The sequence below is a fragment of the Micrococcus antarcticus genome (assembly GCF_044872765.1).
In the GTDB taxonomy this organism is placed as follows: Bacteria; Actinomycetota; Actinomycetes; order Actinomycetales; family Micrococcaceae; genus Micrococcus.
The window spans coordinates 1631285-1651781 of record NZ_CP085253.1 but is presented as its reverse complement, the minus strand read 5'-3'; the positions used below and the strand labels follow the sequence as shown (position 1 = coordinate 1651781).

Annotated in this window: 19 protein-coding genes; 8 read left to right on the top strand and 11 right to left on the bottom strand. The window is 74.3% G+C overall.

The genetic code is table 11. The features are described 5' to 3' along the window. Nucleotides 1-9 precede the first annotated feature (9 nt). Nucleotides 10-1086: an iron-siderophore ABC transporter substrate-binding protein gene (locus LG274_RS07710; protein ID WP_404463759.1), complete on the bottom strand. Its 1077-nt coding sequence runs from the start codon at nt 1084-1086 to the stop codon at nt 10-12. A 202-nt stretch (nt 1087-1288) separates the two neighbouring features. On the opposite strand from LG274_RS07710, the gene LG274_RS07705 reads away from it, so the two are divergent. The 4 genes from LG274_RS07705 (at nt 1289) to LG274_RS07690 (ending at nt 5293) form a co-directional block, all read left to right on the top strand. Continuing rightward, entirely contained in the window at nt 1289-2032 is a 744-nt protein-coding gene (locus LG274_RS07705) for a ubiquinone/menaquinone biosynthesis methyltransferase (RefSeq protein ID WP_404463757.1), read from the top strand. A gap of 333 nt (nt 2033-2365) precedes the next feature. Then, a complete protein-coding gene (locus tag LG274_RS07700) occupies nt 2366-3094 on the top strand; it encodes a response regulator transcription factor (RefSeq protein ID WP_298714340.1) in 729 nt (242 codons plus the stop codon). Continuing rightward, nucleotides 3075-4766, top strand: a complete 1692-nt coding sequence (locus LG274_RS07695; protein ID WP_404463754.1) for an ATP-binding protein — start codon at nt 3075-3077, stop codon at nt 4764-4766. The genes LG274_RS07700 and LG274_RS07695 overlap by 20 nt, the downstream gene beginning before the upstream one ends. A gap of 140 nt (nt 4767-4906) precedes the next feature. Beyond that, on the top strand, nt 4907-5293 hold the full coding sequence (locus LG274_RS07690; RefSeq protein ID WP_404463752.1) for a WGxxGxxG family protein: 387 nt from the start codon (nt 4907-4909) through the stop codon (nt 5291-5293). A gap of 93 nt (nt 5294-5386) precedes the next feature. Here the strand turns inward: LG274_RS07690 and LG274_RS07685 are convergent, their stop codons facing one another. Beyond that, complete coding sequence (locus tag LG274_RS07685) at nt 5387-6310, bottom strand: ArgP/LysG family DNA-binding transcriptional regulator (protein WP_298714331.1); 924 nt, start codon at nt 6308-6310, stop codon at nt 5387-5389. 69 nt (nt 6311-6379) lie between these two features. Here LG274_RS07685 and LG274_RS07680 point away from each other — a divergent pair, with 69 nt between their 5' ends. Genes LG274_RS07680 through LG274_RS07670 form a run of 3 tightly spaced genes read left to right on the top strand, consistent with a single transcriptional unit; the run spans nt 6380 to nt 9633 of the window. Further along, complete coding sequence (locus tag LG274_RS07680; RefSeq protein ID WP_404463750.1) at nt 6380-7210, top strand: LysE/ArgO family amino acid transporter; 831 nt, start codon at nt 6380-6382, stop codon at nt 7208-7210. 25 nt (nt 7211-7235) lie between these two features. Beyond that, entirely contained in the window at nt 7236-7706 is a 471-nt protein-coding gene (locus tag LG274_RS07675) for an NUDIX domain-containing protein (RefSeq protein ID WP_298714325.1), read from the top strand. A 58-nt stretch (nt 7707-7764) separates the two neighbouring features. Beyond that, entirely contained in the window at nt 7765-9633 is a 1869-nt protein-coding gene (locus LG274_RS07670; protein WP_404463748.1) for an ABC transporter ATP-binding protein, read from the top strand. A gap of 84 nt (nt 9634-9717) precedes the next feature. Here LG274_RS07670 and LG274_RS07665 read toward each other — a convergent pair whose 3' ends face one another. The 7 genes from LG274_RS07665 to LG274_RS07635 all read right to left on the bottom strand — a co-directional run bounded on the left by LG274_RS07665 (nt 9718) and on the right by LG274_RS07635 (nt 18575). Next, nucleotides 9718-10902 (bottom strand): ABC transporter permease, encoded by a 1185-nt coding sequence (locus tag LG274_RS07665; RefSeq protein WP_404463746.1) that lies wholly within the window; start codon nt 10900-10902, stop codon nt 9718-9720. Next, nucleotides 10899-11783: an ABC transporter ATP-binding protein gene (locus LG274_RS07660; protein ID WP_298985836.1), complete on the bottom strand. Its 885-nt coding sequence runs from the start codon at nt 11781-11783 to the stop codon at nt 10899-10901. Before LG274_RS07660 ends, LG274_RS07665 begins: the two co-directional genes overlap by 4 nt. 147 nt (nt 11784-11930) lie before the next feature. Beyond that, nucleotides 11931-12662, bottom strand: a complete 732-nt coding sequence (locus LG274_RS07655; protein ID WP_404463744.1) for a response regulator — start codon at nt 12660-12662, stop codon at nt 11931-11933. Next, nucleotides 12659-13972, bottom strand: coding sequence for a histidine kinase (locus LG274_RS07650; RefSeq protein ID WP_404463742.1), 1314 nt, complete (start codon nt 13970-13972; stop codon nt 12659-12661). Before LG274_RS07650 ends, LG274_RS07655 begins: the two co-directional genes overlap by 4 nt. Before the next feature lie 144 nt (nt 13973-14116). Beyond that, complete coding sequence (locus LG274_RS07645; RefSeq protein ID WP_404463740.1) at nt 14117-14989, bottom strand: VOC family protein; 873 nt, start codon at nt 14987-14989, stop codon at nt 14117-14119. A 125-nt stretch (nt 14990-15114) separates the two neighbouring features. After that, nucleotides 15115-17691 (bottom strand): FtsX-like permease family protein, encoded by a 2577-nt coding sequence (locus LG274_RS07640; RefSeq protein ID WP_404463738.1) that lies wholly within the window; start codon nt 17689-17691, stop codon nt 15115-15117. A 2-nt stretch (nt 17692-17693) separates the two neighbouring features. Further along, nucleotides 17694-18575, bottom strand: a complete 882-nt coding sequence (locus LG274_RS07635) for an ABC transporter ATP-binding protein (protein ID WP_404463736.1) — start codon at nt 18573-18575, stop codon at nt 17694-17696. A 122-nt stretch (nt 18576-18697) separates the two neighbouring features. On the opposite strand from LG274_RS07635, the gene LG274_RS07630 reads away from it, so the two are divergent. Continuing rightward, nucleotides 18698-19264: a TetR/AcrR family transcriptional regulator gene (locus LG274_RS07630; protein ID WP_404463734.1), complete on the top strand. Its 567-nt coding sequence runs from the start codon at nt 18698-18700 to the stop codon at nt 19262-19264. Between the two features lie 7 nt (nt 19265-19271). Here LG274_RS07630 and LG274_RS07625 read toward each other — a convergent pair whose 3' ends face one another. Both LG274_RS07625 and LG274_RS07620 read right to left on the bottom strand, forming a co-directional pair. Further along, entirely contained in the window at nt 19272-19568 is a 297-nt protein-coding gene (locus tag LG274_RS07625) for a hypothetical protein (protein WP_404463732.1), read from the bottom strand. A 191-nt stretch (nt 19569-19759) separates the two neighbouring features. Continuing rightward, nucleotides 19760-20470: a response regulator transcription factor gene (locus LG274_RS07620; RefSeq protein ID WP_298714293.1), complete on the bottom strand. Its 711-nt coding sequence runs from the start codon at nt 20468-20470 to the stop codon at nt 19760-19762. Nucleotides 20471-20497 lie beyond the last annotated feature (27 nt).

Sequence of the window (20497 nt, the reverse complement as noted above, 5' to 3'; positions counted from 1 at the left end):
GGGGTGGGATCAGCCCTGCGCGGTCTTCGCGGCCTCGGCGATCGGCGGGACGACCTTCTCGAGCGCGAAGGGGATGGACAGCGGGGAGATCGCGGAGACGGAGAGGACCTCCTGCTCGTCCGTCTGCAGGACGAGGGCGCCGGCCTTCACCGCGGGGATCGAGCCCAGCAGGGGGTCGGACTCGATGGCCTCGCGGACCGAGTCCTGGGCGGCCCAGGAGACGAAGACGTCCGCCTCCAGCTCGTCCGCGCGCTCGGGCGACCACGTGAAGAAGAACGCCTGGTCCTTGGGGGAGTTCTCCGTCACCACCGGCGCCTGCTCCATGCCGAGCAGCTCGAGGAACTTCGGGCGGTTGTCCACGTCCGTGTAGATGCTGATCTGGTCCGCGGCGGCGGGGTCGATGGTGCCGTAGACGAAGGAGGCGCCCTGGAGGTCCGCGTGCTTCTCGCCGGCGTCCTTGATCTGCTGCTCGAGGTCCGCGATGAGCTCCTCCGCCTCCTGCTCCTTGCCGAGCACGCGGCCGATGACCTCCGTGGACTGCTGCCACGAGGTGCCGTAGGCGGGGACGTCCTTCGGGTAGGCCACGGTGGGGGCGATCTTCGAGAGGCGGTCGTAGTCCTCCTGCGTGATGCCGGAGTAGACGGCGAGGATGACGTCCGGCTTCACGGCGGCGATCGCCTCGGCGTCGATGCCGGAGGCCTCGGACCACTGCACGGGCTTCTGGGCGCCCTCGGTCTCGGCGAGCTTCGCGTCGAACCAGTCGGTGGACTTCTCCGCGTTCCCGCCGAACTCCACGGCGGCCATGCCCACCGGCACCACCCCGAGGGCGAGGGCCACGTCCTGGTTCACCCAGGACACGGTGGCCACGCGGGTCGGGCGCTGCGGGATCTCGGTGGTGCCGTAGACGTGCTCGATGCTGCGCGGGAACGCGGCGTCCCCGCCCGCGGGGTCCGACGACGACGCACCGGCCGACGCGGACGAGGCGGAGCCTCCCGCCGGGCCGGTGGAGCACGCGGCGAGCAGGAGGGTGAGGCCGACTCCCCCGCCGGCGAGGAGGGAGCGGCGGGACAGGGGGGACGATGCCATGGTGGTGGCCTTTCACGGTCGCGACGCGCGGGCGCCGGGCGGAGGGGGTCGGGTCTGCGGTCGGAGGATGCGTCGGCCCTGCCGGGCCAGCATTAGCGAACATCGACGTGAGGTAACTCCGGAAGGTTAGGTCTACCTAACGCTTCTGTGCAATCCCGGTGAGGGGCGTCGTCGGGGGAGGTGGGCGGGATACGGTGGCCTGGTGAGCCAGAACCCCCTCCCCGCCCCGCGTGGCGACGCCCAGCGCGGCGCCGCCGACCACCACGACCGGGTCTCCGCGATGTTCGACGCCATCGCCAGCCGCTACGACCTGATGAACGCTGTCATGACATGGGGTCAGGAGCCGCGTCTGGTGCGCCACACGGTGGCGCGGGCCAACATCCCCGCGCAGGCCCGCGTGCTCGACCTGGCCACCGGCACCGGCGACCTCGCGTTCGAGGTGCTCAGGCAGCACCCCGACGCGCAGGTGGTGGGCGCCGACATCGCCGCCGAGATGATGGAGGTCGGCCGTGCCCGCGCGGGCGGGGACCGCATCGAGTGGGTCGTCGCGGACGCGACCGACCTGCCGTTCGAGGCCGACTCGTTCGACGCCGTGACCCACGGCTACCTGCTGCGCAACGTCGCGGACATCCCGGCGACCCTCGCCGAGCAGTTCCGCGTGCTGCGCCCCGGCGGCTGGGTCGCGGCCCTCGAGACGTCGCCGGCGCCGGACAACGTGCTCAAGCCGTTCTCCTCCTTCTACATCCACCGGGTGATGCCGCAGCTCGCGAAGCTGATCGCCGACCGGCCCGAGGCCTACGCGTACCTGTCCTCCTCGACGAAGGCGTTCCACACGCCAGACGAGGTCGCGGACCTCTTCGCCGGGGCCGGCTTCGTGAACATCGGCCACGAGACCCGCATGTTCGGCACCCTGGCCACGCACTGGGCCATGAAGCCGGTCGACTGACGCGCGCCACGCGCCGCGGCCTCAGCGCAGGGCGGCCCCGGTGGCACCGCCAGATGTGTCAGGGCTGTGATGAGTCACACTGATGTCCGCTTTCTGAGAAGACTGTCGGCCGAGCCAGCTGATCCGCGTAGCATGGGGCTCCTTCGAGGGGGACCCGCGCATCCCCCCGACCCTCGGTCGCCGCCCGTCCGCCATCCCCCGGAACGGCGTCGCCCCTCCGTCGTGAGGCGCTCGTCCCCGCAGCCCGCGACGTCCGCGTGGGCACCGTGAACCGTCTCCCGAACGTAGAGGAACCTTGTGAGCCCCATCCAGAGCACCACCGGCTCGTCATCCATGGCAGAGCTGAAGAAGGTCCTGCCCGAGCTCTCGCACCCGGACGGAGCGCCGGTGCGGGTGCTCGTCGTGGACGACGAGCCGATGATCGCCGACCTGCTCTCCATGGGCTTCACCCTGTGCGGCTGGGAGGTGATCGTGGCCCACGACGGCGCGACCGCCGTCGAGCTGGGCGCCGCCGGCCGGCCGGACCTGGCGATCCTGGACGTCATGCTGCCGGACATGGACGGCCTGGACGTCCTGGAGCGCCTGCGCGCCCACTGGTCGGAGATGCCCGCCATGTTCCTCACCGCCAAGGACGCGACGGAGGACCGCGTGGCGGGCCTGGCCGCCGGCGGCGACGACTACGTGACCAAGCCCTTCTCCATGGAGGAGGTGCTCATCCGCGCGCACCGGCTCGTGCAGCGTTCCGGCGTGGTCTCGGGCGGCTCCGAGGTGCTCGCGGTCGGCGACCTGGTGATGAACACCCGCACCCACGAGGTAACCCGCGGCGGCGAGGAGATCGAACTGACGGCCACGCAGTACAACCTGCTGAAGTTCCTCATGGCCAACGTCCGCACGGTGCTCTCCAAGGAGCGCATCCTGCAGGACGTCTGGGGTTACGACTTCGGCGGCCGCGCGAACATCGTCGAGCTGTACATCTCCTACCTGCGGAAGAAGATCGACGCGGACCGGGATCCGATGATCCACACCATCCGCGGCGCCGGGTATGTCATCCGGCCTGCCTGAGACCGCCGCGGTCCCGTCGGGGCACGGCAGCACCCGCCGCACGCGGCCCACATCGCTGGCCCGACGCATCGGCGCCGGCGTCCTTCTGATCCTGGTGGCCACCATCCTGGCCTACTCGTTCTTCGCGGCCGGCATCACGAAGGCCCTGCTGGCCGAATCCGCCTCCCGGGACGCCTCCGAAGCATGGATCCGCGCCTCGGAGCAGCTGACGGCCCCCTCGCCGGGCGGAGGGGGCGACGCCGGCCCCGGGGAGGGGTACCTCCGCGCGCCGGGCACCCTCGGCCAGCCCGAGGGCACGGTGGTCGCGCTCGTCCCGCTCTCCGGTCTGGAGGCGCATCAGCAGGACACCCTCACCGGGCACCGGGTCGGTGACGCCGGGCAGTCCGTGCCGCTCACGGCGCGGGAGGCCCACGACCTCCTGCACGCCGTCCCGGACCGGCCGGGCGGGCCGATGCTGGACGCCGTCGTCGGCGACGTCTCCTATCGCGTCCAGGCCCAGACCCTGACCGCGCCGGGCTCCTGGGTGGCCGCAGACCAGGTGCTCGTGGTGGGGGCGCCGACGGGCGCCATGTCCGACATCGCGCGCCAGGCGCTGGTCGCGGTCGCCGTCGGACTGTCCGTCACCGTCCTCACCACCGCGATCCTGGTGAACCTGTGGCTGCGTCGGGGCCTGGCCCCGCTCAGCGAGGTCGCCGCCGTCGCCGAGCGGGTCGCCCAGGTGGACATGGCCCGCGCCGGGCTCGACCCGGAGGACTCACGCATGCCGCCTCGGCTCCTGCAGGGGCCGGACGAGGTGGCCGTCGTCGCCCAGGCGCTCGACCGGTTCACCGGCTCGGTCGAGGCGGCCCTGGAGCAGCGCCGCGTGCAGGAGCAGCAGATGCGCCGGTTCATGGCGGACGCCTCCCACGAGCTGCGCACGCCGCTCGCCTCGGTGCGCGGCTACGCCGAGATGATCGCGATGACGGAGGAGCTCTCCGCGACCGGCCGACGGTCGCTCGGCCGGGTGCTGTTCCAGGCCGACCGGATGGCGGCCCTCGTGGACGACATGCTCCTGCTCGAACGGCTCGAATCCGTCTCGCGCGGCCGGGCCATGGGCCTGGAGCCCTCCGGGGAGGTGGCGCTGGCCGAACAGGTGGACCTGTCCGAGGTGGTCCTCGAGGGCGTGATGGACGCCCGCGCTGCGTGGCCGGACTACACGTGGGTGGTGGACCTGCCCGAGGGGGCGGAGCCGGGCGCCCAGCGGTCCGTCACCGGCGACCGGTCTCAGCTGGCCCGCGTGGTCGGCAACCTGCTCTCCAACGCGGCCAAGCACACCCCCGTCGGGACCACCGTCACGGCCTCCGTGCGGCAGGACCGGCCCCGGCCCGGCTTCATGCTCGTCAGCGTCCACGACGACGGCGGCGGCATCCCGGCCGACCGACACGCCACCCTCTTCCACCGCTTCGTCCGCGGCCCCGGGAAGGGCCGGACGGACACCCTGGGCACGGAGCCGTCCACGGGTCTGGGTCTGGCCATCGTGCGCTCGATCGCGCGCAGCCATGGCGGGGACGTGACCGTGGCGTCCGAGGGCGGGTGGACGCGCTTCGACGTCGTCGTGCCCTGCGCCCCGGGGCGCGCCGGGCCGGGGGCTGCGGGCTCCTGCCGCGGTTCCGCCCGGGCTGGCCGGCCCTGACCCCGGGTCGGCAACCGTGGACGGACCCCCACCCCCCTGTGCGTACGGTGCTTGTGTATGACCGACAGGGTCGTCCGGGACTTCCGGCCGATCCACCCCGACGCCGGTCGGCGCAGGCCGCCGGTGAGAGGAGCACGAACATGACTGACATCCGCCGCACCGCTACCGCCCTGACCCTCGGCGCCGCCGTCGTCGCCGGCCTCGGCGCCCCCGCCGCCGTCGCGCAGACCACGGCCCCGGCCACCGAGACCGCCACCACGGCCCCGGCCTCGCAGTCGCCCGCCCCCCAGGAGGAGGAGAAGGACGACAACGGCAACTGGGGCCTGTGGGGCCTGGCCGGCCTGCTGGGCCTGGCGGGCCTGGCCGGCCGCCGCAATCGTGAGGTGCACGCCGAGCCCGTGCGCCGCGACCACCACGTGGGCGGCGCGCACCGCGACCATGACGTGCACCGCGTGGACGACCGCGCCGGCGACGTGCGCGCCGAGGGCGCGGACACCCGCCGCCCGGGCACCGGCGACGCCCGCTGACCCGACCCCGGCCGCCCCGAGCGGCCCGCGACTGCGACCCCCGCCCCTGAGGCGGGGGTCGCGGTGCGTCCGGGCGGGTCTCGACTCCGCCCCTCAGTCCGCCGTGTCCCCCGCCGAGGGCGCGGCGCGAAGCACCGCGTCGGTGAGCCGGTCCAGGGCTGCGGTCCCGGCCGTCCAGCGCTGCCAGTGCAGGTGCACGTCGACCGCGCCGAGGGCCGGGATCGGCTCGAGATCGGGGTGCCGGCCCTCGAGCACGCCCGGCGGGATCTGCACCGAGGGGAGCATGCCCCAGCCCAGCCCGAGCTCCACCGCCCGCAGATAGGAGTGCACGGAGGGTACGAGGTGGGTCGGCGGGTCGGCCACGGGCCGGCCGCGGGTGACGCGGCGCAGCACCGTGTGCTGCAGGCCGTCGCGGGGGCCGTAGTCCACGATCGGCAGCGTGCCGAAGTCGACCCGGCCTCGCGCGTCGCGGTGCAGCTCCAGCAGGAAGGACGCGCACACCGCGTGATAGCGCATCGTGCCCAGCGGGGTGGAGGTGCATCCCGCCACGGGCGTGGGGTCGTCCGTCACCGCGGCCACCACCGCGCCGTCCCGCAGCAGGACGGCGGTGTGCTCCTGGTCCTCGGACTGCATCTGCAGGACGACGTCGTCCCACGTCGCCGCCTCGCGCAGCACGGGCTCCCACCACGTGTCGAGTGAGTCCGCGTTGAGGGCCACGCGCAGCGGCACGCGGCCTCCGTCGCCGTGGCCGAGCGCGGCGAGCGCCTCGTCCTCGAGCGCGAGGGCCTGCCGGGCGAGACGGAGCAGGCGCTCTCCGGCCGCGGTCGGCCGGACGGGGACGGTGCGGGCCAGGAGCACCTGGCCCACCTGCCGCTCCAGGGCCTTGATCCGCTGCGAGAAGGCCGAGCCGGAGATCCGCAGGGTGTCCGCGGCGGCGTCGAAGGTGCCGTGGTCGACGGCCGCGACGAGGGCGCGCAGGTGGTCGGAGTTCATGCGGTCCAGGGTAGGGGTGGTCATGAAGGATGTCTTCAGATCTTGAAGAAGATCGCGATGGCACGGACGCGGGACGGCTCCTATCCTCGCTCGGTGACCATCTTCGCCACCGGATTCCTGACCTACCTCGCCCTCATCGTCGCCATCGGCGCGCAGACCCTGTTCCTGTTGCGCCAGATCGTCCGACGCGACCGCGTGTGGACCGTCTTGACCGTGTGCTTCGTGGCCGATGTGGCGCTGCTCGTGCTCGGCGCCGGCGGCGTGGGCGTGGTGGCCGAGCGCTGGCCGTGGCTCGTGCCCGTGCTGACCGTGGCCGGCGTGGTCTACCTCCTCGGTTTCGCCGCGGGCGCGCTGCGCTCCGCCTGGCGCGGGGACCGGACCCTCACCACCGCGGCCGCGGACGTCGAGGGGACCGGGCACGGCCCCGACCGCATCGACCTCGCGGTCCTCACCGGCGAGCTGCCGCTGATCGACCCGGCCACCGGCCGCCTGGCCGATCGCGAGCCGGCCGGGGCCGGCGTCGGGCGTCACGACGACGCCGCGCCCGGCTTCGGCGCCCCCTCGGGCGGCGGTTCGGTGGCGGTGCGGCAGCGCGTGCAGCCGCGCCGCGTGGCGCTGGACCGCCCGCAGACGCCGCTGCCGCGGATCATCCTGCTGGCGCTGTCCGTCTCCCTGGTGAACCCGCACGCCATCCTCGACACCGTGGTCATGATGGGCACCTTCGCGCAGACGTTCGGGGCGGCGAAGTGGACGTACGTGGGCGGCGCGGTGGCGGCCTCGCTGGTCTGGTTCACCGCGCTCGGCTGGGGCGGCACGAAGCTCGCCCCGTCCATGGACTCGGCGCGGACGTGGCGGATCGTGGACGCCGTGGTGGGCGTGCTCATGCTGGGAATCGCCGTGAAGGTGGGGCTCACGCTCCTCTGAGCCGCCCGGGGAGGATGATGGGGGCATGAGTCCTTCCCCCTCCGACTCCGCCCGCACGCCGACCGTCGCGGCCGTGGAGGTCATCCGCGTCTCCGCCGTCGTGCTGGCCCGCCCGGACCGTCGCGTGCTGACCGTCCGCAAGGCTGGCACCGCCATGTTCATGTTCCCCGGTGGCAAGCACCTGCCCGGCGAGGCCCCCGTGGTCACCGCCGTCCGCGAGGTGGCCGAGGAGACCGGGCTGTGCCTGCGCCCGGACGAGCTGACCCGCCTGGGCGCGTGGGACACCGCCGCCGCCAACGAGCCCGGTGCCGCCCTGCACTCGGAGGTGTTCGCGCTGTGGCGGCCCGTCGCCCGGCACGAGGTCCCCGAGCCGACGGACGAGATCGTCGAGCTGCACTGGATGGACCCCGCCGCCCCGGCCGCACCGGGCGGGCACGGCGTGGCCCCGCTGCTGCACCCCGTGCTGGCCGCCGTCGCCGCCACGCCCCCGTTCTGACGTCGGCGCGGGCCGACCGGCCCGCGCCGATGCCCGCCCCGGCCACTAGCCTGGCCCGGTGACCTCCCTGCTGCGCATCCTGCGCTTCGCGCCCCAGCTGAACCCGCTCTACCTCGGCATCGCCGTCAGCTCCGTGCTGGCCGCGCTGCTCAGCCTCGCCACCCCGTTCCTCATCGGCGCGGCCACGGACCGGATCGTGGACGCCGTGGCCGGGCGGACCGGTGTGGCCGAGGCCGTCACCGCGGTGACCTGGCTGGCGGTCGCGTTCCTCGCCGTCGAGGTGGCCGCCACCGCGGTGGTGAGCGTGGGCGGCTACTGGGGAGACGTGATGGCCGCGCGCATGCGAACCGTCCTCTCCACGCGGTACTTCGAGCACCTGCTGCACCTGCCGCAGCGGTACTTCGACACCGCGCTCACCGGCCGCATCACCAACCGGCTGAACCGCTCCATCACGGAGCTCACCCAGTTCCTGCAGTTCTTCGCGAACAACGCGTTCACCATGCTCATCACCACCGCCGCGGTCCTGGTGATCACGGGGTTCTACTGGTGGCCCCTCGCGGTCCTGCTGGCCGTGGTGTTCCCCGTGTACATGTGGCTCACCGCCAAGACCTCGACGAAGTGGCAGGTGTGGGAGGGGGAGAAGAACACCGAGGTGGACGTCGCCTCGGGACGCTTCGCCGAGGTGGTCTCCCAGATGGCCGTGGTGCGCGCCTACAACCGGCAGGAGCACGAGCTCGCCGGGTTCCGCGAGCGGTTCACCAAGACCGTGGGGCTCACCCGCACGCAGTCCCGGTTCTGGCACGGCATGGATGCGTGGCGCCGGCTCGCCATGAACGTGGTCTTCGGGCTGATGTACCTCATCGTGTTCGTGCGGACGGCGCAGGGGCTGTTCTCGGTGGGGGACATGGTGATCCTCCTGCAGCTGATGAACATGGCCCGCCAGCCGATCTTCTCCATGAGCTACCTCGTGGACTCCGCGCAGCGCGCCGTGGCCGGGTCGAAGGACTACTTCGCCGTGCTCGAGGAGGAGCGGGAGCGCGCGGGCGGACGGGCGCTCGAGGCGGGGGAGGTGCGTGCTGTCCCGAACGGGCCGGCGGAGGCGCGCGCCGACGTCGTCGAGGGCGAGACAGTGCCGCTTCCCGCGGACGTCCCCGCCGTCCGCTTCACGGACGTGACGTTCGCCTACGACGACGACGCCGCCCGCCCCGTGCTCGACCGCGTCACCTTCGAGGCGGGCGTGGGCGAGAAGATCGCATTCGTGGGGGAGTCCGGCGGCGGCAAGTCCACGATCACGAACCTGCTCATGGGGCTCTATCCCGTGGGAGACGGGCGGATCGAGGTGTTCGGGAACGACGTCGCGGGGCTGGACCTGGCCGCGGTGCGCGGCTCGATCGCCACCGTGTTCCAGGAGCCGTTCCTGTTCTCCGGGACCGTGCGGGAGAACATCGCCTACGCCGACCCGGACGCCACCGACGAGCGGGTGCGCGCCGCGGCGAAGGCGGCGTACGCGGACTCGTTCGTGGAGGGCTTCGACCACGGCTACGAGCAGATCATCGGCGAGCGCGGCCTACGGCTCTCCGGCGGGCAGAAGCAGCGCATCGCGGTGGCGCGGGCGGTGCTCAAGGACGCGCCGATCCTGGTGCTGGACGAGGCCACGTCCGCCCTCGACACCCGTTCCGAGCGCCTCGTGCAGGCCGCGCTCGAGGAGCTCATGGTGGGCCGGACGAGCCTGATCGTGGCGCACCGCCTGAGCACGATCGCCTCCGTGGACCGGATCGTCACGCTGCGCGCCGGTCGCGTGGAGGAGATCGGGACGCCCGCGGAGCTCTCGCGCAGCGGAGGCATCTACGCCCAGCTGCTCCAGCTGCAGCAGGCTGGCACCAAGGAGGCCAAGAGGATGCTCAAGGAGTACGGCATCCACGGCTGAGCCCGAGGCGGCGCCCCGCGCTCCGCGCCTCGCGCCTGACCGCTCCGGACGACGTCGTGGTGCGCGGCGACCTCACCCCGCGCGTCAGCCCCGCAGCGCCTTCCGCCACGTCAGCGCCTTGCCGGTCCGCAGGATGGACCTCTCGTAGATCGCTGCCGCGAGCCAGATGGCCAGGGCGGTCGCCGCCACGAGGATCCCGAGCGAGAGCACGTGCTCCCACCTCTGCCCCTGCCCCAGGAAGATCCGCAGCGGCACGGCCACCGGCGCCGAGAACGGGATCCAGCTCATGATCCGCAGCGCGTCCGGGTTGTCGTTGAACATGATCACCCCGACGTACGGGAGCATGATCATCAGCATCACGGGCATGGACGTGGAGCCGATGTCCTCCTGCCGCGACACCATGGACGCCGCCGCCGCGTACAGCGCCGCGAGCATCACGAAGCCGATGCTGAACAGCACCACGAACCACAGGATCGGCACGCCCAGGCCGTCCAGCGGCAGCACGTCGCCGTTGATCTGCATCCCCAGCAGCAGGGCCCCGGCCACGAGCGCGACCTGCAGGATCGCCATCGCCGCGTTGCCCAGCACCTTGCCGGCCATCATGGCGCGCGCGGGCACGGCGGCCAGGAGGATCTCCACGATCCGCGACTGCTTCTCCTCGATCACGGACACCGCGATCTGCTGGCCGAACGTCACCGCGGCCATGAAGAACACCAGCCCGAAGCCCAGGGCGATGAAGGAGCGCAGCAGCGGGCTCGGCGCGGTCGGGTCCAGCAGCGCCACCGACGGGCTGGTGGACAGCGCCTGCACCAGGTCGGTGGGCACGTCGGTCATCGCCAGCACGCCCAGTCCGGACGGGCTCTGCGGGTCCGGCACGACGGCGGCGCTCACCTCCCCGCTCTCCACCGCGGCCCGCGCCGCGGCCACGTCGCCCACGGTCCGCGTCTCGTAGCCCTCGCCGAGGGCGCCCACCGCCGGGGCGGTCGGCTCGACGGCGGCCACGGGCGTCGCGTCGCCGGCGAGCAGCTCGCCCAGTCGCGGGGCGAGCAGGGTCGCGGCCAGCGCCGCCGCGATCACGATGAGCGTCGTGATCACGAACGCCTTGGAAGCGGCCTTGACCCGCATCTCGCGGGCGGCCACGGTGCCGACGGCGGCCCAGAACGGGGTGCGGCGGGATCGGCGGAGCCGCGGCGCGGACGTCGGGGTGACTCCGGCGACCTGGTGCGACGGGCCCGTGGCCGGCATCGGTGCGGGGTGGGCGGCGCTCATCGGGTGACCTCCGTGAAGATCTCGTGCAGGGTGCGGGGGACGGGGCCGAAGCGGCGGACGCCGCCCCGGGTGACGGCCTCGCCGAGGACGGACTGCGCGGCGGCCTCGTCGACGGCGCGGAAGCGGGCGCGGCCGCCGTCGAAGGCGAGGACCTCCACCCCCTGCATCCCGCGCACCCAGCCGGTGTCGGTGTCGGCGACGAGCTCCCATTCGGGCTCGGCGTGGGCGGCGAGCAGCTGTGCGCGGGTGCCGGCGGCGCGGACGCGGCCGTCCGCCAGGATCACCAGCTCGTCGCACAGGCGCTCCACCACGTCGAGCTGGTGGGAGGAGAACAGCACCGGCACGCCGGTGTCCGCGGTCTCGCGCAGCACCTGCAGGGTGGTGGCGACGGCGTTCGGGTCGAGGCCGGAGAACGGCTCGTCGAGCACGAGGGCCACGGGCTCGTGCACGAGCGCCGCCGCGATCTGGGCGCGCTGCTGGTTGCCGAGGGAGAGCTCCTCCAGCCGGCTCCCGGCGCGCTCGGCGAGGCCGAGCCGCTCGAGCATCTCCAGCCCGCGGGCCTTCGCCGCCGCCCCGCCCATCCCGTGCAGCCGCCCCAGGTAGACGAGCTGGTCCAGCACCGCCATCTTGGGGTACAGCCCACGCTCCTCCGGCATGTAGCCGATGCCCGCACGGTAGTCCGCGGTGATGGGCGCGCCGTCCACGTCGATGCTCCCCGAGTCCGGCGTGAGCACGCCGAGCAGGATGCGCATGGTGGTGGTCTTGCCCGCGCCGTTGCCGCCGACGAATCCCGTCATGAGGCCCGGGCGGATGTCGAAGGAGAGGTCCTTGAGCACGTGGGCCGCGCCGAAGGACTTGTTCACGCCTGTCACGCTGATCATGGCATCAGGCTAGGGAGACGACGCCGGCCGGCGCCTCCGCCGCCGGGGTGAACTTCGGCCGGGGACGCCTCTCCCCCGGGCGGGGGAGGGGGCCGCCGGACGGGAGCCGCCCGTCCGCATCGGGGGAGGCGTCGGGGGGCGCGCCCGTCAGCCCGCCATCCCGCGCTGGAACGCCCAGATCACCGCGTGCACGCGGTCCCGGGCGCCGGTCTTCAGGAGCACGTTGGACACGTGGGTCTTCACGGTCGCCTCCCCCACGAACAGCTCGCGCGCGATCTCCCCGTTGGAGAGCCCGCGGGCCATCGCGCGCAGCACCTCGGCCTCCCGGGCCGTCAGCCCGACGCCGTCCCCAGCCCCGGCTCCGGACCCGACGCCGCGCGCAGGCCCGGCGGGCAGGGGGTCCGCGGGTGCCGGGGCCGCGGGAGCCGCGTCCGCCGGGGGCGGCGCCGCCCCGGCCCCGGCGGTCATGCGCTGCAGCACCCGGCGCGTGACCTGGGGGTCCAGCAGGGCGTCGCCGCGGCCGAGCACGCGCACGGCCTCGATCAGCTCCTCCGGCCCGGCCGACTTCAGCAGGAAGCCCGCGGCCCCGGCCGTCAGGGCGGCGAAGAGCGCCTCGTCCGTGTCGAAGGTCGTGAGGATGAGCACGGCGGCCCGCGTGCCGCCCGCCACCAGCCGACGCGTGGCCTCCACGCCGTCCAGCCGCGGCATCTGCACGTCCATGCAGATCACGTCGGGGTCCGTCTCGGCGGCCAGGCGGAGCGCGTCCTCCCCGTCCCCGGCCTCGCCCACCACCTCCAGGTCGGGCTGGGAGCGCAGGATCGCGGTGAAGCCCACGCGGATCAGGGGCTGGTCGTCCACCAGCAGGACGCGCAGGGTCATGGGGTCTCCTCCTCGATCACGGCGGGCACCTCGGCCCGCACGAGCCATCCGCCGGAGTCCTTCGGTCCGGCCTGCACCGCGCCGCCCACCGACGCGACGCGCTCCTGCATGCCCACCAGGCCCAGCCCGGCACCGGAGGCGAGGCCGGCCGAGCGGGCGCCCCGTCCGTCGTCGCTGACCTCGAGCTCCACGCGGTCCGGCTCTGTGCGCAGCCGCACCTCGACGGCGGCGCGCGGCCCCGCGTGCTTGCGCGCGTTGGTGAGGCCCTCCTGCGCCACCCGGTACAGGGCGAGCTCGGCGGGCGGGGTGAGCGAGGGCGGGGGGCCGATCCGCGTGAGGCGCACGTCCTGGCCCCCCGACCGTGCCTCCTCCACGAGGCCCTCGAGGTCCTCGAGGGTGGGGAGGGCGGAGTGTGCGCCGGCGTCGTCGCGCAGGGTGTGGACCATGGTCTTGAGCTCGGCGACCGCCTCGCGGGCGGAGGACTCGACGCCGTGCAGGTGGCGCGCGGCGGCGTCGGGGTCCGCGGCCAGGGTGAGCCGTGCCGCGCCGGCCTGCACGCCCATGGCGGTGACGTGGTGTGCGACGACGTCGTGCAGCTCGCGGGCGATCCGCAGCCGCTCGAGGGACACGGCCTGCTCGGCGAGCCGCTCCTGCTGGGCGCGGATCTCCGCATGGGCGGCCTCGAGGTCCTGGCGGGCGAGCGCCTGGCGCCACGCGCGGTCCCCGAAGAGCCACGCCGCGCCGAAGTAGGCGAGGTTGACGAGGGTCTGGATGCCGGCCATGGCGAAGTACGCGTTGACGCCGCGCTCGCCGACCTCGGGGTCGCTGAAGCCGTCCACCATGACCCACGCGAGCCACACGGCCATGACCGCCGCGATCCCGGTGCGTGCCCAGAACGCGCGCCGCCGGTCCGGGCACCACGCCCCCACCGTGTAGAAGGCGAGGAACAGCACCACCTGCGAGGCGTAGAGCTCGACGCCCACCCACGTGGAGACCGCGAAGTACGTCAGCGAGACGACCGCGGCGACGGCCACCGGGAAGCGCCGGCGCCACGCGAGGGGGAGGGCCAGGGCGACGGCGCCGAGGGCGACCCAGCCGACGTCCTGCCTCCACGGCATCGAGCCCAGGAAGTCGGAGAGGTAGGCCAGCTCGACGCCGGCCACCACGAGCACCGCGGCGAGGATCGCGTCTGCGCGCCGCCAGCGGGGGGACAGCGCGCGCACGAGGGGGCGCCCGCCGCCGGCGGTGGCGCCGCCGACGGCCACGTCCGGGGGGCTCGGGACGACGTCGACGGCAGGGGTGGCGGGCATGCGCCCCACCCTAGCGACGGGTGCGGCGGGGGCACCTCCCCCGCGCGGGGGAGATCCGGCGCCGCGCGCGTGCCGCCGACGCGGCGGGTCACCACGAGGGGGTGGAGTGGGTGCGTCGTGGAGGAGCGGCGGGCAGCGCCGCCCTCATCCGCGCGGCGGCTGGTTCAGCTGGAACGTCGCGCCGGCCGGGTCCAGCACCGAGGCGACGACGCCGAACGGCGAGTCCATCGGCCCGTCCACGACGCGGCCGCCGTGCTCCGCCACGACGCGCACGGCCTCCTCCATGTCCGTGACCTGGAAGTAGGGGCGCCAAAAGCTCGGGGTGCCCTCGGGCAGCCACTGGGTCGCGTCGCACAGGCCAGCGGTGGAGTCCTCGTCGGCGAAGTTCGTGGCGTACGCGGGGCCCTCGCCGGCGGCACCGGGGTCGACGTCGCCCGCCGCGCCGTCGTCCGGGGCGTCCCCGCGCATCGGGACCACGTCCCAGCCGGCCACGTTCCGGTAGAACGCGGCGTCCGCGGCGACGTCCGTGGACATCACCTCGAACCACACGGAGGTGCCGGGGGTCAGTGGCAGGTCGTGGCCGGGGAACTCGCCCGGCTCACAGAAGCCCAGTGCCTCGCCGCCGGCGCTCTCCACGATCGCCATGCGGCCGAGCGGGCCCACGTCCATCGGCTCGTTGACCACGGTCCCGCCGTGCTCGGCCACGAGCTCCATCGTCCGGTCGATGTCCTCGGTCTTGAGGTACACCGTCCACACGGCCGGCGGCATGCCCTCGGGTGCGGGCGGCAGGTCGGCCGCGTCCATCGCGCCGCCCACGGTGGCGTCGTCCTTGCGGATCATCATGTAGTGGCCGTACTCCTCGCCCTGGTCCTCGAAGGTCCAGCCGAACAGCGCCTCGTAGAAGGCGCGCTGTGCGGGGAAGTCGACGGCGGTGTAGTCGATCCACACGGGGGAGCCGACGGTGACGGCGGGCTGATCGGGGGTGGCGGAGAGGTTCGTGACGGAGGTCTCGCTCATGGGGCCCACGCTAGACGGCGGCGCCGAGCCTGTCTGCAGTCGGCGGCGCGCCGCCGGGGAGCCCCGGGCGTCTCTCGCGGGCCACCCGGCCGCCGGGCCCGGAGCGCCCGGCGGCCGGGCCCGCATCACACGGCCGCCAGGCCCTCCACGGGGCTCAGGTTCGCCGCCCGACGAGCGGGCAGCAGCGCCGCCACCAGTCCGGCGAGGGCGGCCACCAGCACGATGAGGGCCAGCTCGAGCCACGGAACGGTGGGACGCACCACGGAGGATCCGCCCGAGTTCGCGAGCAGGTCGCCCAGGATGAGCTGGGAGCCGGCCCATCCGTAGAACACGCCGAGCGCGCAGCCCAGCAGGGCGGCCACCCCGGCGATCAGCACGGACTCGATCGCGATCATCCCGCGCAGCCCGCCCCGCGTCAGGCCCAGGGCCCGCAGCAGCGCGTTCTCGCGCGTCCGCTCGATCACGGAGAGGCTCAGCGTGTTGGCCACGCCGACCAGCGCGATCAGCACGGACACGGCCAGCAGCGCCACCACGATCCACAGCATCGCGTCGATGATCTGGGCGTACACGGCGCGCGTCGGGGCGCCGCCGTCCATGATGACGGCGCCGGAGCCGGCCGCCTCGGTGACGTCGTCGGCGAGGGCCTGCAGCCCGTTCACGGGCACGTTGCCCGACAGGGCCACGAGCAGCTGGCTGGGCACGGTGACCCCGCCGTCGAAGGCCACGGGCGCCCCGTCCCACCCGGCGGCGCGCGCGGTCTCCTCGGCGACGTACACGCCCGAGCCGAGCGAGCCGCCGCGCACGGGGGCGAGGGTCCGCTCGGCGCCGGCCACGGTGGCCGGGACGTCGCCCTCCACCCACTCGGGGACGAACACGGTGCCCGGCTGGCCGAGGCGCGCCTCCTCGTCCGGGGGCAGGTCGGCGACGGCGCCACGCAGGGCGGCGCTCGGCGCGGCGAGCACGGTGGAGCCGTTCTCCGTCGTCCCGACCGGCACGGCCAGGGCCACGGCGCCGACGTCGTCCACCCCGCGCACGCGCTCGGCGGCGGCTGCGGCGTCCGCGCCGGCGGGCACCGAGACGACGAGGTCCACGGGGTAGGCGGCGTCCAGGGCCAGGTTGGTCGTGTCCTGCGCGGTGCGCCCGCCCGTCAGGAAGAGTGCCACGAGGGTGGTGCCCACCAGGAGGGCGGCGGCCGTGGCCGCGGTGCGCGAGCGGTGCCGCGTGGCGTTCAGGCCCGCGAGGCGGCCGGGCACGCCGGCCGGGCGGGCCAGCACGGACGCGCCGCGCACGGCGGCCGGCACGAACAGCGAGGCCAGCAGGAGCACGCCGAGGAAGGAGAGCGCTCCGCCGCCGATCGCGGACAGCGGCTCGGGGGCGAACGCACCGAACAGCATGAGGGCGGTGCCGCCCACGGCCAGCACGGTGCCGATCAGGGTGCGCACCACGCCGCCGCGGGAGGCCGCGCGGACCTCCTCCGCGGGCCGCAGGGCCTGCAGCGGGGAGACACGGGTGGCGGCGAGGGCCGGGGCGATCGCGGCGGCGAGCGTCACGAGGACGCCGACCAGGACGGTGACCAGCAGGGTCACCGGATCGGCGGCGAAGGTGAGGGTGTTCATCTCGAACATCGCGCGGACGGCGGCCACGAGGCCCGCGGTCGCGGCGACGGCGAGGACGACGCCGAGCACGGAGCCGATCAGGCCCACCACGAGCGCCTCCGCGAGCACGGAGGTGCGGACCTGCCCCGCCGTGGAGCCGAGGGTGCGCAGCAGCGCGAGGTCACGCGTGCGCTGGGCGACGAGCACCTGGAAGGTGTTGGCGATGACGAGGGCCGTGACCAGCAGGGCCAGGGCGGCGAAGCCGCCGAGGATCCAGCCGAAGACGTCCGTGCCGCCGCTGGCGTCGGCCAGGGTGGCGCGTGCGGCGTCGTCCGGGGTGCGGACCTCGGCGGACACGCCGCGCTCCGTGAGGACGCCGGTGACGGCCGAGGCGACAGCGTCCCGGTCCGCGCCGTCGGTCAGGCGCAGCAGCACGTGGGGGCTGTAGGCGTCCACGGCGCCGGCATCGCCGACCTGCGGCTCCTGCACGGCCGCCACCGTGGGCCCTCCCGCCCAGATCTGCCCGCCCGAGGAGAGGGTGGGATCGGGGGAGGGCGTGGTCAGGCCGGTCACGGTGGCCTCGCTGGTGCCGCCCACCGGATCGCCGGAGAGGGTCACGACGTCGCCGACGGCCACGCCCTCCCGCTCGGCGGTGGAGGTGTCCAGGGTGATGCCGCGCGGATCGGCGGGGGCGGGGTAGGAGCCCTCCGTGAGGGAGACGGCGATCAGGGAGGAGTCGCGGGGCACCGGCTGGACGATCGCGCCGAAGTCCGCGTCCCCCGTGGTCGCGGTCGCCCACGTCAGCTGCGTGGAGTAGGCCTCCTCGACGCCCTCGATCCGCCCGAGCGGGCCGGGCTGCCCCACCGTGCCGGCCAGGCCGGGGAAGGCGGCCGTGGGGTCCTCGGCGGAGGAGTCGGAGGCCTTCGGCAGGACCACGAGGTCGCCGGCGGCGTACGTGTTGCCGAGCGTGGTGCGCAGGGTGGCCTGGCCGCTCGAGGAGACGAGGAAGGAGGCGGCCAGGAACATCGTGCCGATGAGGATGGCCAGGATGACGGAGATGTAGCGGCGCGGCTGCGTCCGCAGCTGGGAGAGGGCGACGGTCCACATGCTCAGCGCACCCCGCCCCGCACGGAGGCCGAGGCGCCCTGCGCCGCACCCGTGGACAGCGCCGTCATGGCCTCGGTGACGGACTCCACCGTGGGGCCGATCAGCTCGCCGGCCAGCACGCCGTCGGCGAGCAGCACCACGCGGTCCGCGGCGGAGGCCGCCACGGGGTCATGCGTGACCATGATGATGGTCTGGCCCATCTCCCGCGTGGAGCGGCGCAGCAGGCCCATGACCTCCGCGGAGGCGGCGGTGTCCAGGTTGCCGGTGGGCTCGTCGCCGAACACCACGTCCGGGCGGGTGAGCAGGGCGCGGGCGACGGCGACGCGCTGCTGCTGGCCGCCCGAGAGCTCGTGCGGGCGGTGATTCAGGCGGTCCGTGAGGCCGAGCGTCGCGGTGATCTCCTCGAGCCACGCGCGGTCCGGCTTCTTCGACGCCAGCTCGAGCGGCAGCACGATGTTCTGCTCCGCGGTGAGGGTGGGGACGAGGTTGAAGGACTGGAACACGAAGCCGACCCGGTCCCGGCGCAGGCGGGTCAGCGCTGTGTCGTCCAGGCCCGTGATCTCGGTGCCGCCCAGCATCACGGACCCGGAGGTCGGGGTGTCGAGGCCCGCGAGGCAGTGCATGAGCGTGGACTTGCCCGAGCCGGACGGGCCCATGATCGCGGTGAAGCGGCCGGTCTCGAAGTCCACGTCCACGCCCCGCAGGGCGTGCACCTGCGCGTCGCCCTTCCCGTAGGAGCGGGTGAGGGCGCGCGCCGAGACGGCGTGCGCCGTCGTCGTGGTGGCGGCGGGTCCGGGCGCACGGGTGGCGAGCGGGGAGGACGCGACGGCGTGGCCGGCGGTGGGGGAGGTGTGGTCGCGGGGCGAGGCGGCTGCGGTGCTCATGGGCCCACCCTCCCGCGGGCAGCGCCCGCACGGGATCGGAGCACGGGATGGACTGCGGCGCGCCTCGGGTCATACCGGGGGTGGACCGGCACCTGACCTGAGGAGGATGGGAGGATGGGGGCATGAGAGCCGACGCCCGCGCCAACCGCCAGGACCTGCTGGCCGCGGCCGCACACCTGCTCCAGGAGCAGGGCGCCGGGATGTCCCTGCGCGCCGTGGCGCAGGAGGCCGGTCTCGGCGTGGGGACGCTGTACCGGCACTTCCCCACCCGGCGCGACCTGCTCACGGCCGTCCTCGAGCAGGTGGTGGTGCGCATCCGCCGCATCCTCACCCGCTTCATCGCGGGCGTGGGGGACCCGCAGGAGCGGTGGCGCCGGCTGGCGAGCGAGCTGGCCGAGGCGAACCTGACGTCCATGCTGGCCGCGCTGGACTCGGTCACGGCCCGCGACCTCCCACAGCACGACCTCTTCGACGAGGCCGAGGAGGAGATCCTCGACCTCGCCGACCGGGCGGTGGCGATGGCGGCCGAGGCGGGCCTCGTGGGGGAGGACCTGACGGCCCGGCACTACTTCATGGGGCTGCTCACGCTCACGAGGCCGCTCACCTCGGACGTGCTGGACCGCTTCCCCGAGCAGAACGACTGGTTGCTCGACGTGTACCTGCGCGGGCTGCGGCCCACGGCGGGCTGAGCGCGGCTCAGTCCTCCGTGCGGCAGAGCACGGAGACGCTCACCCCGGCCAGCGTGGTGATGGCCCCGGTGAGCAGGAGGCGCGGCAGGCCCTCGAGGTCGGTGAGCAGGGCGAGGCCGAGCATGGCCAGCGCGCCGGTGACGAGGCAGACGAAGAACACGAGGCAGTCGCCGTCGCGCTCGTCCCTGACCGTGGAGGTGCTCCCGCGGCCGGCGGGGCTGGTGGGACGGGTGGGCGCCGCGGCGCTGGTCGGTGCCGACTCGTGCGGTTCCGTCGGCTGGGGCTCGGTGTGCATCGTGGTCATGGCGGTCACTCCCCGGGTACGAGACAGGCCCATCGGGGCGCTGTGACTCCATCATCCGGGGCGCGGTGCGCGGGCGGGACCGCCGTCCGGATGACTTCCCCTCGGGTGGGTGTCATACCCGGGTATGAACGGTGAGGGCCGTCCGCTGCGGCGGCTCGGCCGGGCGCCGGCGCCGGTCCGACGCGGCGGCCTCAGTACTGCACGAGCCCCGCGCGGAGCGCCGTGAGCACCGCGTGCACGCGGTCCCGCGCGCCGAGCTTGGCGAGCACGCGGCCCACGTGGGTCTTCACCGTGGCCTCGGAGAGCACGAGCTGCGCGGCGATCTCCAGGTTGGACGAGCCCTGGGCCATGAGCACGAGCACCTCGCGCTCGCGCGGGGTGAGCGAGTCGACGGCGGTCTGCTCCGCGGCGCACTCGGAGGTGCGGGCCTGGTCCGTGCGCAGGCGGGGCGCCATGTGCTGCAGCAGACGGCGTGTGGTGGACGGTGCGATCACGGCGTCGCCGCGGTGCACGGTGCGGATCGCGGAGAGCAGCTGCTCGGGCGGGGCGTCCTTGAGGAGGAAGCCGCTCGCGCCGGCCTCGATCGCTTCGAGCGCGTACTCGTCGAGGTCGAAGGTGGTCAGCACGACGACGCGCGGCGCGTGGGGGAGGCGCAGGAGGGCGCGCGTGGCCTCGATGCCGTCCATCTCCGGCATGCGCACGTCCATGAGCACGACGTCGGCGCCCGCCACGGCGACCGAGCCAGCGGCCTCGCGCCCGCTGCCGGCCTCGGCCACGACCGTGAGGTCCGGCTGGGAGTCCACGAGCATGGCCAGCCCTCCGCGGATCAGGGCCTGATCGTCCACGAGGGCCACGCGGATCGGGGCGTCGGACGGGTCGGTGCGCTCGGGGGCAGTGCTCATGCTCGGATCCTCTCAGACGGACGGCTC

Coding starts and splice junctions, on each gene's coding strand:
- LG274_RS07710 (WP_404463759.1), bottom strand. CDS start 1,086: ATGGCATCGTCCCCCCTGTCCCGCCGCTCCCTCCTCGCCGGCGGGGGA.
- LG274_RS07700 (WP_298714340.1), top strand. CDS start 2,366: ATGGCAGAGCTGAAGAAGGTCCTGCCCGAGCTCTCGCACCCGGACGGA.
- LG274_RS07695 (WP_404463754.1), top strand. CDS start 3,075: ATGTCATCCGGCCTGCCTGAGACCGCCGCGGTCCCGTCGGGGCACGGC.
- LG274_RS07690 (WP_404463752.1), top strand. CDS start 4,907: ATGACTGACATCCGCCGCACCGCTACCGCCCTGACCCTCGGCGCCGCC.
- LG274_RS07685 (WP_298714331.1), bottom strand. CDS start 6,310: ATGACCACCCCTACCCTGGACCGCATGAACTCCGACCACCTGCGCGCC.
- LG274_RS07675 (WP_298714325.1), top strand. CDS start 7,236: ATGAGTCCTTCCCCCTCCGACTCCGCCCGCACGCCGACCGTCGCGGCC.
- LG274_RS07665 (WP_404463746.1), bottom strand. CDS start 10,902: ATGAGCGCCGCCCACCCCGCACCGATGCCGGCCACGGGCCCGTCGCAC.
- LG274_RS07660 (WP_298985836.1), bottom strand. CDS start 11,783: ATGATCAGCGTGACAGGCGTGAACAAGTCCTTCGGCGCGGCCCACGTG.
- LG274_RS07655 (WP_404463744.1), bottom strand. CDS start 12,662: ATGACCCTGCGCGTCCTGCTGGTGGACGACCAGCCCCTGATCCGCGTG.
- LG274_RS07650 (WP_404463742.1), bottom strand. CDS start 13,972: ATGCCCGCCACCCCTGCCGTCGACGTCGTCCCGAGCCCCCCGGACGTG.
- LG274_RS07645 (WP_404463740.1), bottom strand. CDS start 14,989: ATGAGCGAGACCTCCGTCACGAACCTCTCCGCCACCCCCGATCAGCCC.
- LG274_RS07640 (WP_404463738.1), bottom strand. CDS start 17,691: ATGTGGACCGTCGCCCTCTCCCAGCTGCGGACGCAGCCGCGCCGCTAC.
- LG274_RS07635 (WP_404463736.1), bottom strand. CDS start 18,575: ATGAGCACCGCAGCCGCCTCGCCCCGCGACCACACCTCCCCCACCGCC.
- LG274_RS07630 (WP_404463734.1), top strand. CDS start 18,698: ATGAGAGCCGACGCCCGCGCCAACCGCCAGGACCTGCTGGCCGCGGCC.
- LG274_RS07625 (WP_404463732.1), bottom strand. CDS start 19,568: ATGACCACGATGCACACCGAGCCCCAGCCGACGGAACCGCACGAGTCG.
- LG274_RS07620 (WP_298714293.1), bottom strand. CDS start 20,470: ATGAGCACTGCCCCCGAGCGCACCGACCCGTCCGACGCCCCGATCCGC.